Here is a 14,860-nt window from a genome sequence, read left to right on the forward strand (position 1 = left end):
CGTGGTTCAGTCTGTTTGGGTTCCGGCGTATTCGAGCAGCCGGTCCTTCAGCGTCGTGACGCGCGAGTGCGATTCGACCTTGTGCGCGGCAATGGCCATGGCTTTGACCGTGCCGACGACGATCACCAGTTTCCGGCCGCGAGTGATCGCCGTGTACAATAGATTGCGCTGCAATAGGATATAATGCTGCGTGTGGATCGGGATCACGACGCAGGGATACTCGCTGCCCTGGCTCTTGTGGATCGTCGTCGCGTAGGCCAGCGAGACCTCGTCCATCTCCTGGAAGTCGTAGGCCACCTCGCGGTCGTCGAAGCGCACCTTGAGCTCGCGTTCCTCCTCGTCCAGCCCCGTGATGCGGCCGATGTCGCCGTTGAAGACGTCCTTGTCGTAGTCGTTCTCCATCTGCATGACCTTGTCGCCGACGCGGAAGGTCCAGCCGTAGCGTTCGATCGCCGGGCCCCTGGGATTCAGCGCGGCCTGGAGGCGCAGGTTGAGGTTCCGCGCGCCTAGCTCGCCGCGCTGCATCGGGGTGATGACCTGGATGTCCTGCGGCCGGATGTGGAACCGCTTCGGGATGGCCTCGCCCACGAGGCTGACCACCCGGTCGCAGGCGGCGGCCGGCTCCTCGGTCTCGATGAAGTAGAAATCGGACAGCGGCCCCTCGGTCGTCCTCTCCTTCGGATAAAAGGGAAGCTCCCCGGCGTTGACCCGGTGGGCGTTGGTGATGATGGCGCTGGTGGCGGCCTGCCGGAAGATGTGCGTCAGGCGGCAGACGGGGAACTGGTTGCAGTCGATCAGGTCGCGCAGGACACAGCCGGGTCCGACCGACGGCAGCTGGTCCACGTCGCCGACCAGGATGAACCCCGCGTGGCGCGGCACGGCCCGGGCGAGCTGGTTGGCCAGGATCACGTCGATCATGCTTGTCTCGTCCACGATAAAGACGTCGCCCGAGAGCGGATGGGCGGCATCGTGGCGGAAGCCGCCGGTCTTCGGATCGTACTCCAGCAAACGGTGGATGGTCTTGGCCGTGAGGCCGGTGGTCTCGGTCATCCGCTTCGCGGCCCGCCCGGTCGGGGCGCAGAGCACCACCTTGACCTTCTTCGCGCGCAGGATTTTCAGGATCGCGTTGACCAGCGTCGTCTTGCCCACGCCCGGCCCGCCGGTGATGATCATGACCTTGCGCTCGACGGCCAGCTTGACGGCCTCGGCCTGCTCGGGCGACAGCTCCATCCGGATCTGGTCCTGGACCCACGGCAGGGCCTTGTCCATGTCGATGGGCGGGCAGCGGTGGGCGCCGCGCGCGAGTTCGACCATCTGCCGGGCCAGTTGCCGCTCGGCCTGGTCCAGCGAGGCCAGGTAGACCAGCGGCTCGCCGTGCCGGTCCTGCCCGGCGACCAGGCGGCCGGTCTCCAGGCCCTCGTTCACGGCGCGCTCGAGGATTTCCGCGGGAATGTCCAGGAGCGCGGCGGCGCGTTCCACCAGGCCGGCGCGCGGGAAGGCGCAGTGTCCCTCGTCCGTCAGCTCCAGCAGCACGTACTCCACGCCCGCCCGCGCGCGCAGCGGGGAGGTGGGCTCGACGCCGAGGCTGGAGGCGATCTGGTCGGCCGTCTTAAAGCCGATGCCGTGGATGTCGCGGGCGAGGCAGTAGGGGTCCTGCCGCACGCGCTCGATGGCCGCGTCGCCGTACATTTTGTAGATGCGGAAGGCGCGGGAGGTGCTGACCTTGTGGCTCATCAGGAAGGTCATGATCTCGCGCACGGCCTTCTGCTCGTTCCACGCCGCCTTGATCCGCGCGCGGCGGATCGGCCCGATGCCCTCGACGTCCTCGAGCCGGGCGGACTGGTTCTCGATGATATTCAGCACCTCGCGCCCGAATACCTTGACCAGCTTGCCCGCGTAGACCGGCCCGATGCCCTTGATCAGGCCCGAGGCGAGGTACTTCTCGATCCCCTCCAGCGTGTCCGGCTGGGTCGTCCGCAGCTCCGCGGCCTTGAACTGCCGGCCGTGCTGCGGGTCCATCACCCAGGCGCCCGCGGCGTCGAGCCATTCCCCGGCGTTTGCGTCGGCCAGCGTGCCGACCACCGTCACCAACTCGCGGAAGCCCTTGACCTTCACCCGCAGGACCGCGAAGCCGGTCTCCTCGCTGTGAAACGTCACGCGCTCGATCGTGCCGGAGAGGGGCTCGGCGGGGCGGGCTGGCGGGGTGGGGGGCATGGGTTAGTGAATGGTGAATGGTGAATGGTGAATAGTGGGAATAATATACGGGATCGGCAGGCGCGTGTGCTCAACACCATTCACTATTCACCACTCACCATTCACTCTTCGCCCCCGCTACCACTGTTGCCACTGCGTGACCCGGTTGAAGGCGTGCTGGGCCTCGGCGCCCTCGCCGACGGCCTGGAGGTAGGCCTTGTACTTCGCGGACGCCTCGGCCTTGCGGCCCATGCCCTCGAGGGCGAACCCGGAATAGAACGTCGTGTTCGGGTTGCCGGGCAGGATGCGGTCGTAGTGGTTGAAGTCCGCCAGGGCCTTGTCGTACCGGCTGTTGTACAGCGCCGCCATGCCCTCGACGTGGTAGGACTGGGCCTCCTGCGGGTAGGCGGCCTTCGCGGCGGCGGCGTAGGACTGCGCGTCCGCGGGGCGGTTCAGGGCCAGGCAGACCTTCGAGGCCTTCAGCAGCGCCTCGTAATCGTCCGGCGTCTTCTGCAGCGCGGCCTTGTAGTGGGCGAGCCCCTCCTCGAGCTTCTTCGCACTCACGGCCTTGTCGCCCTTCTGGATATCGTCCACGGTGGGCTGGAGTTTCCGGAGGGCGGCCGTGCTGTCCATGTACCGCTCGCGGTAGAGCGGCAGGCTGGCGGATTCGCTGTATTCGGACCGCGCTCGCTTGACGGCGGTATCGTACCGCTCCTGACTCATCGGGTGCGTCGCGAACATCAGCTCGATGACGTTCGGTTTGCCGTGGGACATCTTCACCAGGATGTCCTGCAGGCCGATCATGCCCTGCGGATTGTACCCGCTGCGCACCATGTACTCCATGCCCAGCGCGTCGGCCTCGCGCTCGTGGGCCCGGCTGTACCGGGCCAGCAGCGCGCCGGCCCCGATGCCGCCCAGGCCGGCGACCACCGGCGCCCAGTCCTCGTTCTTCTCCGCCACGGCGACGGTCGCGGCGGCCACGGCGACCTGCGCCAGGATGCCGCTGGTCATCGACCGGGCCGCGTGCCGGGCGTTGACGTGCCCGAGCTCGTGCCCGAGCAGGGCGGCCAGCTCCGCCTCGTCGTCCATCGCCAGCATGATCCCGCGCGTCGCCGCGATGCTGCCGCCGAGGAAGGCGTAGGCGTTCACGTGCGACGCGTTGACGACGCGGAAGGTGTAGGGCATGCCCGGCCGGTGCGACCGCTCCGCCAGGCTGTTCCCGACCTGGGCCAGGTAGGCGTTCAGCGCGGGGTCCTCCACGGGCCCGTAGTCGGCCGAGAACTGGTGCGGGGCCGCTTCGGAGTCCATGCGGATCTCCTCCGCCTCGCTGATGAACATCAGTTCCTTCTTGCCCGTCACCGGGTTCGTGGCGCAGCCGGTCAGCACCGCCGCCCCCGACAGGGCGGACAGGGCCAGGAACTCGCGGCGGGATATCGGGCGCAGGTTGCTGTCTGTCATAGGCACCTCGTCATTTACCGACGCTATGGTATTCCAGCCGGGACAGCGGGGGAAGCGGATTTAACGCAAAGCCGCAAAGCCCGCAAAGGGGAATGGTCAAAGCGCGAGCGCTTGATATCCGCGCCCATCCGCGAAATCCGCGGTGGATCTCCCGTTTTCATTAGACTTCCGGCCGCGGGCCGGGTACGTTAGTTAGTGGAAGGAAGAGAAGGGCTTCCGCGGATTGGAGGCAGGCCGTCATGAGACCGCAAAGACAGGCTCGGGGCGGGCGTAAAGGGTTCACGCTGATAGAGTTGATGGTGGTATTGGCTATTATCGGAATACTGACTTCGATGGTTTTGGGATTGGCTGGCTACGCGGGACGAAAAGCGGCTTTGACTCGTGCAAAGGCGGATATCGAGACGATACGCAATGCCTTGGAGCAGTATCGCGTACAATATGGCCGTTATCCGGGGAACACCGACCTTAGCAATGATAATGCGAGCAAAAACCTTGTGGACCACCTCTGGCGTTATCCGCAAGTCACGGATGGACTGCAACCTTTTCTAGTGATTAAGGGCCTTACAGACCCGAAAGAGGTGACAACGTTTAAAGATCCATGGGGGAATGATTATTTGTATTATCACAATCCGTCGGGCAGTCCCTATTACGCGCCGCACAATAACTCGAAATTTGGTTATGACCTTTGGTCCAGAGGCCCTTCTCCCGATGATCCTTCGCAGTTCATAAGCAATTGGTCCGGAGACATGTGACTAACGACGGGGCGAATATGAGAAACAATGGATTTACACTGATCGAGCTGCTTGTGGTGATCGCGATAATCACCGTGCTAGCTACGCTGCTGCAACCAGCGGTCATTGGCGCCATAAAAAAAGCCAAAATCGCCAGTACACAGAACGAGGTTGCCTCGATTGCCAATGCAGCCCGGGCTTTCTATACAGAATACGGACGTATGCCAACTACGCTCCCCGTGGGGGCCGGGCAGGATCCTGTTTTCGGTGGAGCAGATGCGCCCAATCCGCAAGCCGCAGTGATAAGCATATTAACACAGGCTACAAATGCCGCAAATCCCCGCCGCATTGTTTTCCTTCAAGTTTCGCCCGATTCCATGCTCGATGGAAACTTTGTCGATCCCTGGAATAACCCGTATTACATTGTTCTAGATAATAACTATGATGGGTCGATTAAGGCCGATCTCCCGACGGTTGGGGCAGTGAATTTATCCGGCATCACCGTGGGCGCGTATTCCTTGGGGCCGCCGCCGGTCTCCGTGGATACGGTAATTAAGTCTTGGTAATGAACGAGTGGTTAAGCATACGTGAGGAACGAATGAGCCTTATGTGGCGGCAAGCAGAGCGCAGGGGGCGATTACGGGGCAACGGGTTCACGCTCATTGAGTTGCTCGTAGTTATGGTCATCATTGGTATCTTGGCAGCCATTCTTTTCCCGGCTATTAGTGCGCTTCTGACAAGCGGCAAGAAAACCAAGGCTCTTGCCGAAGCAAAGAGCGTTGCCAATGCGTGGAAGGCCTATTACAATGAGTATGGGCGTTGGCCAGTCGAGGGGGGGAAGTTATTCAACATGAGCGGTGATGAGTACAACGCCTTGGAGCATTCCGAGGGGATGCAGATGACGGGCGTTGTGATGAACGACCTGATGTACCCTGACGCCTCCGTGGATTCATTGAACATGTCATCAGTGTGCGTCAGGTATAATCCAAAGAGAATTGGCTTCATGGGCTACAGGAGCGACGCCGTGGACAGCGAAGGCTCGCTGGTTGATCCATGGGGCCGGCCCTATCGTTTCCTTTTTGATTTAACGGATGACCAGGGCCAATTAAGGCAAGACGGAAAGATTATCCGATACGAAGGAACGATTATCATTGATAACGTGATTGCCTGGTCGGTTGGGCCTGACGGACTGCCCCGCAACGAGGACGATATTAACAGTTGGAATTAAGAAGGTAAGCTTCCATGAAGAAAAGAGACCGTCCATCGATGGAAGCAGCAAGATGGCATGCTCAACTGGGCGCCGAGCTTTTACAAGGCATGTCTCGGCAAGCTTTCACACTCATTGAACTGTTGGTAGTCATTGTTATTATTGCCTCTCTTTTTGCTGTGGGTGTACCTGTTTTCAATAATATGATGCACCGTGGGATTTCCACCGGCGTGCCGACCTTGGTAACGACACTACGATTGGCCAGACAGCATGCCATTACTCACCGAAAGAATGTATATATCCTTTTCCCTGGTTCATTTGTCAATTATCCGGATGATTTCAAGGAATATGCATTGCGTTCTTATGCGGTTGTCGAAGTGACTCCAGGGCAAAGTACTGAAACTGCGCGGTATGTCACCGATTGGAAAACATTACCACAAGGGCTCTACTTCGAAGAGACGGAGACGGGCAAGGGGAATAATGTGTTCGAAAGCTGGACACCAGCTTCCAACGCGCGATTTCCATTCCCCAATGATTCAGGTGCTCCAAGGGCTATACCAGCGGTAAGGTTTTCGCCTAACGGGCAATCAAGACTATGGGGTGGCGCCACGTGGAGCCAGACAGACAGTCATCTGTATATTCGACCCGGCGTTCGCAATCCAGGCGAGATAATGCCGACATGGATCATCCCGGAAAACACAACAGGTACTATTGTCCGTATTTTTGAAATCACCGGCGTAGTAGATGTGAAAAAATACTGATTATTTTATGAAAACGAGCAAACAGGGTTACTCGTTGATTGAACTCTCATTGGCCATACTTGTCGCGACGCTGGGACTCATGGCTGCCTTCGGGCTTTTCCCCGAGGCATTGCGAATGAGCCGGGCGGCCACGGAGTTCACCGAAATGTCCATGTTTGCTGACTATGTTCTGGATAGCCTGTGGGTCGTGGCCACAGCAGACTTCTCAAAACTGGCCGAGCAGGAGAGGGTGATCCCGCGCACCCACGCCCTCACAAATGCAGTCTTCCGTACCGATGCCTTTGGCGGTGGCCTTTATGTGGATGCGGGGGCTGTTCGGCTTTATGAATGGCAGCCAAGGTACTTTGGGAGTGAATATGGAGTAACAGTGGAAGGCTATGCCGCGGCGCGATTTACGTACCTGCTAAACATCGGGTCCGGAGGCGGGATGAAATACGCAAGGCTCAAGGTCTGGCCGGGCGATGTTGTAGCGGCCGCTGCGGCGAATCATAATCTTAGCGGAAGCGTGGTCTTTTACCGGTCGTACGCTCCGATGCAGTGAGGAAGCCGCAAATGATAATTCCTGATTTAATAAAGCCGTGCAAGAAGCCGGGCTTTACCCTTATTGAGGTGCTAGCCGGCATGGCCGTGCTTCTTATTCTGACGCTGGCCTTGATCAGAGTGTTTAATGAATCGGCAGCAGCCTTTCAGAGGGGAAACACAACCGTCGCGCGCAATTCGCAAGCCCGGGCTGTGTTAGAAGTCATCCGGCGGGACTTGGAGGGGATGGTGGTGGACGAGCGAGCGACCTTGGCCAAGGGCGGGGATCTCAACCTTGATGTTGAGGGAAATATCTGCCGGGATTTTGACGGCATTGCTTTCATGACCTTGGCAGGCAAACCCATTGAGCCGGGAAGTGCGGCCTTGGCGGACGCTAATCAGCCGGCGGCTACTCGCTCCTATCAAGCAATTTACTACTACGTTCGTTACAACAAGGATGAAGAACTAGATTATGGTAGCTTTCAGTTGATGCGAGGCGTGCATTTTCCAAATACGATTCGCCGACCGAGTCTCAACCCACCCACGAATCGCGTAGACCTGCTAGGGGTTGACACGGTCTGGTGGAATAGAAACAGGCCTGCAGCCGAGAGAATGCTGAATAATGTTGTCCGATTTGATATTTGGGCGTGTAACGAAGAAGGACGTGAATTGTCCAGCTTTTCGCCCATTACAATGTTCAACGCTGATACATATCAAGTTAGATACACCAGCCTGGAAAACATGCAATTGGGGCCAGGGCAATCCTATCCATCGAATACGCCGCCTGCGTACCTTGACATTTACTTGCAGGTGGCCAGCGATGATGCCATGCGCAAGGCGTGGTTGGCATTTCAAGGGGGGAACAGTCAGCAGGCTTGGTCTATATTGTACCGGGACTCCAGCGTGCTGTGGACGCGGGTCGTACCCCGCATGGCGGATGCGCAGAGAAGGCAACCCTATACCTATTGAGTTTCAGGATGAAAGAAGAATACGCAAGATCTTCTCTGGAGAGCAAGACATGAAGCGAGCGTGGAAAGAATCGGTATGCTCGGAAGTCCAGGCCGATTCGCGAAGGGGTATCGCATTGGTTGTCGTCCTCGCGATACTGTCTGTTCTGGTGCTTTTGGCCGTGGCCCTTTCCATCAATGTGCGCACCGAACGACTCGTTGCCGAATACGCAAAAGACGGCACTCGATCACAGCACTTTGTTCAAAACGCGCTGAACAGAGCAGTAGCGGATCTTCATGGAAGCATGTGGTCGAATCGGTTTGCGGACAATTCGCTAGAGCCACTCATATCAGTCCCTTTGGTCTATTCGGTGTATGAATCCGTGGCGAGAGATTCGGAGGAAGAAGCGGGTGGCGCTTTGGGCTCGAGCATGCCCTTGATCCGCGGTGAAGTATTAGATTGGATACCCCGGCGCTATTTTGTGAATCCAGGATTCCCGGAACTGCAGGCCTCAAATATCGCCAAGAATGCGGAGTGGATAGCGGTTATTGATCCAATTCCAAATCTGAATGGTTTAAAACCCATCCTGGGGCGGTATGCTTATGTGGCCCTTGATTGCACGGGGCCGCTAGATGTCCACATGGTCAACAGAGATGCCGTCAGAGGCGGGGGCACCTCCGTACTCAATGAAATCAACTATAAGTATCTTCCGGAAGTGACCAGTATAGAGAATCTCCACACAAACCTCGGCTTTTACCATAGGTTTGGCACGTTCCCCGAAATTCTCTTCTTGAATGATGGTATTGACAATCGCTCTGAATACGATGAAGGCAGTGCCCTAAGTAGCACAAACCTAAACAATCTGCAATCCTATTCGCTCTGCTATGATCGAGGATGGTTTGATTGGGAGTCGAAACAATGGAAGCCAGCCGATGACATTAAGGATTGGGTCGAGGCGGATGCCAAAACAGCATTTGAAGAGTTGGGGTATCTAAACGCTTCTGATATGGCCCAGTGTTTCTCTGACTACATTGACACAGATTTCAAGCCAAAGGCTTTGGACATTCCGTGCTGTGAACCGGTGCCTATGATCAACGAGATTCAATCGGCGCACCAATTTCAATATCTCCCCGCTACACTTGAGCTTCGGTACACGCACGAGGTAAGGGTTGAGCTGTGGTTTCCGTGGGCTTATACGAATGTCCATGATTATGAGGTAACGGTGAAGCCCCCGAAGTTCAGGGGCTCTGACGCTGGAAGCGCAAAGATACCTGTAGCTGTTCAAAGGGTTAATCCCGTGCCGCCGCCGCCTCTTATCGCTGAGGTCGTCGAGTTGCTTCCTCAAGCAGATAATGGCGCTAGTAAAGCATTCACAATCAATGGACCATGGACGCTTAATCGCTTTGTCGCTGTGACCGCAAGGTATGAGTTTGTGTTGTCTCCTGTCGCGCCATTTGTACGTGCACAGGCCAACCCGCAATCTATTAAGTCGTTTAGCATTAGTTTGGAGGATGCCACCGACAGCCATCTGGTGGATAATATTGATCTACCCAGCAAGGGCATTGACCCTCTTCCGCGGCCTCTATTAATACCGCCAGCGGAGCTTGATATGACTGCCGTCGGGGCTCTTGCGGTGAACGATCCGCGCATAAACCATGTGGAGGACGGCTGGGATACGCCTAGCGAGCCCACCATCGGTGCCATGAACAAGGTCGAATCTTTCAATGAATCCGTAGGCGGTGATGTGGAGGGCCTGCCCTTGTATTGTCGGAATAACTCGATCGGCTCTGTAGCCGAGTTGGGATATATTCCCACGGGCATTGATCCATCAACTCCTGATTCGGCAAAACGGTGGAACAGCATTGATTTGTTTTCAGAGCGAGGGCGTCAGCTTCTTGCCAGGTATCGGTGCGGCCCGTTTGGAGATGATCCGTCTAAGGGGCGTTTCCCCCAAACATGGACCAACAGCACGAGTTCGATCAATCCCAATACTACGTACACGAATGTCCTCATTGCAGCTTTTCGCGATACACCCATGTTGGCGTACCCGGGCGGGCCTACGAACAGAACTGTTGAAAACGACATGGCCCGCGTGATCGTGCAAGGGATGTGGGAAATCAACACGAACAGAAATATTGCCACCAGCAATCGGTTTGACAGCGCGGCGGGATGGGTGACATCGCGCGCGTTTTCGGTAAAGGGGCCACTGTCGGATCAGGATGGCGTCTTCCGGTTAACGAACAATGAAAAAGAATCACTGATTGCAAACTCCTATCGGATTTTCAATCCGAATCAGAATCTATTCACGATCATTGTGGTAGCCCAGACCTTAACCGATCGTGATACCATTGGGCAGTGGGACGGGGATGATACGGATATTATTACCAGCGAGCGGAGGGCCGTTGCCCTTCTCTGGCGCGATCCCTTCCCCGGCCCGAATGAGCGTCATGAAGCATATATCCGCATCTTCCGTTACCTTGACGACGCTGAAGATTAAGCGGGACCACTCACGCCGCCTGCCCGTGGCAGCCCCTGCATTTACTACGGCTTGGTAAAGTGAACGCGGAAGAAGTACGGCCTGCTACCCAACTGGGGTTGATCGAACCAGACCGTATTGGTCCCGCCCGAAAGAGTGCCGTTCCACTGTGTTATAGGCTGCCACGTCAGAACAGTCGTGGGGAGATTGGTGGAAAAATATGGCTGAATGACCCATGGGGTGGCTCCGGTGTTGCCATATGCATAGATTATCACATTTGTGTTCCTAACGAGCCGGATGATATCTACATCCGGCGGAACAAGATCCAGCAGGGCTGATCCCGTGTCCGGAAGACTGAAATCGCTCATACTGGCGCTGCTAGAGTTCGATCCGCGAACCCAGTAGTAATACACCTGTCCGGGAACAGCAGAGAAATCTTCATATATTAATACATCTGCATTCACACCGGCAATGCAGATCGCCGCATTAGTATCGCTGCTTGGATGCCGCCATATTCCATAGCCCGTCTCGCCGGCTATATTGTCCCAGGTTAGGATAACCTTGTTGGTATATGCCCCATCCGAAGCGGCAAGATTAAGCGGCGCGACAAGGCGACGGTAGCCGGTATCCACATTGCTCCAAGTGCTCGTGCCAATCGCGTTGGTTGCAATAACCCAGTAGAAATAGAGCTGGCCGGGTGATGCCGAAAAGTCATCGTACAGGACCACTCCAGCGTCATTTACTCCAATGCCGACTGCTGTAGGGGTGTGATTGCTGGTATTCCGCCATATGGTGAATCCTGTCTCCGTGGCGACATCGCTCCATTGCAAGCGGACCCTGTCGGTATACGTCCCATCGCTGGCTGTAAGGTCCGTTGGCGCCTCCGGCCCAGCGCTCACCAACGACTGTCCTGCGTTGGCGGCGCCTGGAGTCATTTCATTGGTCCTCCAATTGAACGCGTCGTATACGCTCCCGGTTCCTGCCAGTTGGAGGGCATTAGGATCAGGTCTATATCGCCAGTCTTCTTCGGCGTATACACGAGTGAAGTTTGTGATCGGACCTGCGTATGAAATGCTTTGTTCGATACCGCCGCCTTCGTTGTAAAGACGGATTCCGCTTGGCCACGCGCCGTCGGATATCTGATCATCTTCATCATTAAGATATGTCCAATTTGTATGAGCGAAATGCTGATTGACATTCATAACAGGCTGGTCGCCAAGAAGGTAGAATCCAAAGCCATTAGTCATATTCGATAATACTGTGCCCTGTGGTATAGTATAGGAGGCGTAGTAATTAAAGGTGACGCCGGTGTAAGCAGGGTCGCTGATATAAAAAGCGACCCTCCATCCGCTTATGTCATGCCCGGCAGGCCCGCAGAGCTCAACAAATTCATTGGTGTCGTCGTAGAACCAGTTCCCATTCATGTAGTTGATCTCGTTGATCCATACTCGCCCGGATTCATTCCGAGGGACAAAATATGCCGCCGGGCTTGTGGGCCCGCCGGGAGGATAATACTTCGGTGCTGTTAGTTCGCTCCCGGGCCCCGTGTAGTCGCAACGCATATAGTATTGCACGGTTGTTCCGCGCGGCCTTGGGGCTATCGCAGAGGTAGCCACGTACGTGATGCCTTCCTGCAGAGTCATGGGCAGTACGGTATACACTCCGGAAGTACCAAGCCGATAGTATGACGTCACGGAGACATTCTGTGCGCCGTAGCGGGCGAAAGCTGTGGCATAGAGCGTGACCGCGTCGTTGGTAAACGGGGTCTCCGGTTCATGCCAGCCGTTGAAGATGACTTCTGCGGGGGGCTGTGGCGCGCCGAGTTGAATTTCGTCGAAATAGACTTGCCTGTTTCCGTTTGTCCAAAAGAGCCGCGCATAAACGCCATTGGTTATTGTGAAATAGCGCGAGTATAAAGAGTAAGTAGGGGATGAAATTAAAATAGAGTCCTGGGTTATCCATGTTGTGCCGTTTGTAGACGTTTGAAACAGGTAAGTTACGGGTGTAGTATCCCAGCAGCGGTAATAGAAACTGACAGGGCCAAGGCCTTCGTACAGCCACGGACTTGTAATCGATCGGGAGCCGGTGTCCCGCATTCGAGGCGCCAATCCTGCGTACGCCCCATTCGTCTCAATAATCGCGTTCAGAACGGTCCACCCATCCCGCTCATAGTCTCCGTAGCTGCTTGATCTGCTCCAGGAGTCGAAATTCTGATAGCGCAACAGGCTGGGCGCAGCAATATTAACCTGATCCAGCAGTAAGTCTTGAAGCGTCCCGGGAGCCGATGGAGGGCATAGCGCAATGACATCATCAAAGGCCGCATTACCGTACACCTTGGTATACGTAAACCGCACATTGGTGACACTCGTGGACAAGGGCAGTGAAACGGTGGTTTTTGCTGTTGGCAGGGGCGAGATGTTTGTTAAAGCGCTCCATACGCCTGCCACGGCAGCCTCGACGAGGAATTGGTTGTTCGAAGTGCCGGTTGACGCCCCACGGAGAAAGAAGCTTATATTGGTTGGATTCGCTAATGCCGGAGTAATGATTCGATCACCTGTTGTGTCAAATTTAAGGCCGGGGATATCACGACCGGAATAATCGGTTGACGTGTAGTCGGAACCCAAACCAGAGAATGTCCACCCAAGCGGTGGCGCTGCCCGGCCCCCGGAAAAACCCTCATCAATTAAGACGTTCCCTGCCGCTCCTGGCGGATTAGTGAAGTTGCAAATACGCACATAGCTTCCGACCGGATTGTAGAAATAGCGGGTATATTCGCTGTAAGAAGAGCTTAAGATGTTGGAGATAACATCCAGAGTCGTCCAGGAAATACCATCCGTCGAGGATTGCAGCCCCAAACGCGCGGGGCCGGTACCATTTGTGCCGCGGGCATACTGGAAGCTGATGGCACCATAGCCGTTATCGAAAAGAGGGCTTCGGACATGATTGATTGTGGTAGTGCTCCCCGGCAAGAAGGCCGATTTGCCCTCCATGGCATTAATGGTCCATACACGGCCTGTCTGAACCAACCAGTCCAAGTATGTATGCTGGCCCAGATTAGTGCCGCTGTCCGGCCAAGAGTTGAAATCCATGTATCTTGGTATGTCAGCAGGATCGTCAATGACAATGTCGTCAATGAAGAGCCTGTTTGTTCCGCCCGCATGTTGTATTCTTACCCATGAGGGCTGCTCGATGTAGATGAATTGAGAGTGTTCCACGTAAGAAAGCGTAAGAACATTGGTCACCGTCCCCACCGTGTCCCATGAAATACCATCCGTGGAAGTCTGGACTCTGAAGGCAACAGGCCCCGTGAGGTCATCCTCCTCTCCGACAAAACCATTCCGATACCAGAAGTGCACGGTACCCATGCCGCTGTCCATGCGCGGGCTTTGCACATAGCCGCCTTGCGATGAACCGTTTGTTGACGCGAGACTGGCCGCGTAACCGGACCGAGCCACTTCCTGGGTCACAAATCCATTTGACAAAACGTCCACGGTTCGACCGGTACAAAGAACCCAGTCGTCAAGGGTGTGACAAGCATCAAAAGTGTATGCCCCCCACGAGTTAAAATCCTGGTTTCTCAAGGAGATCTGGCGAAGCTCAAGATCATCAATTTGAAACGCGCCGGCAGCACCCACGCTGTCGCAAGTGATGACCAAGCGAATGTATACGGTTCCACCCGGCGTATCACCCCTCACTGATCGCTCGCGCCACTCCAAATTCGAAATTCCCACTATATTGCTTACCGTTGTCGCGATTAGATTAGTGGCGGCCCCATAGAATTCAAACTTGATATCTTGAACCTCGCTTGTCCATTCGTTGTCTCCGTAAAACCAACCTCGTGCCTCGTACGTCAATCCGGGGGAAGCCGGAACCTGACGCCACCAGCCTCCCGATGTGGGGTCGGTGGGGCTCCACTGCCCCTGTACGACACCCATCCAAGTTCCGCTGCGACTGCGCCAATTGCGCCGGTATGCGTTGTTCCATTTGCCGCCGTCCATATCTGGCACACCCCACTGCCAATGGCGTGCTTCAGAATCATTGGAGCCTTGTACTTCGAATCCGGGATTGTTGAGCAGATTGACGCCTGAAGTAGCGGCATACAGCATTTTAACGGTGTACTGCCGAGTGGCGTCGTTAAATATAAAGTGGTATCGACCCGCGATTCCATTTGACAAAATGATGTTATTGGGTTCGGGTGGGCTTTTCTCAGCCGTTCCCGAGAGCGGGGCGGCAAAGGTCGCCTGATCAGTCTCGCCCCAATTTGTGCTCCACGCTGAATTTGCCACGAACTTAAACTCCGTTCTGTTTGTGGTTATTTCGAAGTCACCTTGCCATGTATTGTTTGAAACCAACACCATGTTGGCTAGTGGTTGCCAGTTGTTGAAACTGCCCGCCGTAGCCATTCTTGCGTATGAGGAGGTCTGGGCCCAAACAGGGCTAACGCAGGCAAGACCTGCAAACAGGACCGAGATGGAAAAAAAACGATCCAGGTTGAGCGTTATTCTGGCGAGTATCTTCATCTCGACTTTCCCCGTAAGTAGTATACCCCATCCGGCCCATTCTGGTA

Annotated in this window: 10 protein-coding genes; 7 read left to right on the forward strand and 3 right to left on the reverse strand. The window is 56.1% G+C overall.

Translation table 11 applies throughout. The features are described 5' to 3' along the window. Positions 1–6: 6 nt before the first annotated feature. Both KA248_09425 and KA248_09430 read right to left on the reverse strand, forming a co-directional pair. Entirely contained in the window at positions 7–2,214 is a 2,208-nt protein-coding gene (locus tag KA248_09425) for an ATP-dependent RecD-like DNA helicase (protein ID MBP7830123.1), read from the reverse strand. Between the two features lie 117 nt (positions 2,215–2,331). Next, positions 2,332–3,651, reverse strand: coding sequence for a M48 family metalloprotease (locus KA248_09430; GenBank protein MBP7830124.1), 1,320 nt, complete (start codon positions 3,649–3,651; stop codon positions 2,332–2,334). Positions 3,652–3,890: 239 nt separating this feature from the next. Here KA248_09430 and KA248_09435 point away from each other — a divergent pair, with 239 nt between their 5' ends. Genes KA248_09435 through KA248_09465 form a run of 7 tightly spaced genes read left to right on the forward strand, consistent with a single transcriptional unit; the run spans position 3,891 to position 10,314 of the window. Beyond that, on the forward strand, positions 3,891–4,403 hold the full coding sequence (locus KA248_09435) for a prepilin-type N-terminal cleavage/methylation domain-containing protein (protein MBP7830125.1): 513 nt from the start codon (positions 3,891–3,893) through the stop codon (positions 4,401–4,403). Continuing rightward, complete coding sequence (locus tag KA248_09440; GenBank protein ID MBP7830126.1) at positions 4,400–4,948, forward strand: prepilin-type N-terminal cleavage/methylation domain-containing protein; 549 nt, start codon at positions 4,400–4,402, stop codon at positions 4,946–4,948. Before KA248_09435 ends, KA248_09440 begins: the two co-directional genes overlap by 4 nt. 41 nt (positions 4,949–4,989) lie before the next feature. Beyond that, complete coding sequence (locus KA248_09445; protein ID MBP7830127.1) at positions 4,990–5,610, forward strand: prepilin-type N-terminal cleavage/methylation domain-containing protein; 621 nt, start codon at positions 4,990–4,992, stop codon at positions 5,608–5,610. A gap of 14 nt (positions 5,611–5,624) precedes the next feature. Then, positions 5,625–6,350 (forward strand): prepilin-type N-terminal cleavage/methylation domain-containing protein, encoded by a 726-nt coding sequence (locus tag KA248_09450; protein MBP7830128.1) that lies wholly within the window; start codon positions 5,625–5,627, stop codon positions 6,348–6,350. Between the two features lie 7 nt (positions 6,351–6,357). Next, positions 6,358–6,891, forward strand: a complete 534-nt coding sequence (locus KA248_09455; GenBank protein MBP7830129.1) for a hypothetical protein — start codon at positions 6,358–6,360, stop codon at positions 6,889–6,891. Between the two features lie 11 nt (positions 6,892–6,902). Continuing rightward, on the forward strand, positions 6,903–7,838 hold the full coding sequence (locus KA248_09460) for a prepilin-type N-terminal cleavage/methylation domain-containing protein (protein MBP7830130.1): 936 nt from the start codon (positions 6,903–6,905) through the stop codon (positions 7,836–7,838). 49 nt (positions 7,839–7,887) lie between these two features. Continuing rightward, entirely contained in the window at positions 7,888–10,314 is a 2,427-nt protein-coding gene (locus tag KA248_09465; GenBank protein ID MBP7830131.1) for a hypothetical protein, read from the forward strand. Positions 10,315–10,358: 44 nt separating this feature from the next. Here KA248_09465 and KA248_09470 read toward each other — a convergent pair whose 3' ends face one another. Then, positions 10,359–14,813 carry a hypothetical protein gene (locus KA248_09470; GenBank protein MBP7830132.1) on the reverse strand — a complete coding sequence of 1,485 codons (4,455 nt, stop codon included), beginning with the start codon at positions 14,811–14,813 and terminating at the stop codon, positions 10,359–10,361. Positions 14,814–14,860: the final 47 nt, after the last annotated feature.

The sequence above is a fragment of the Kiritimatiellia bacterium genome, from assembly GCA_018001225.1.
Lineage (GTDB): Bacteria > Verrucomicrobiota > Kiritimatiellia > CAIQIC01 > JAGNIJ01 > JAGNIJ01.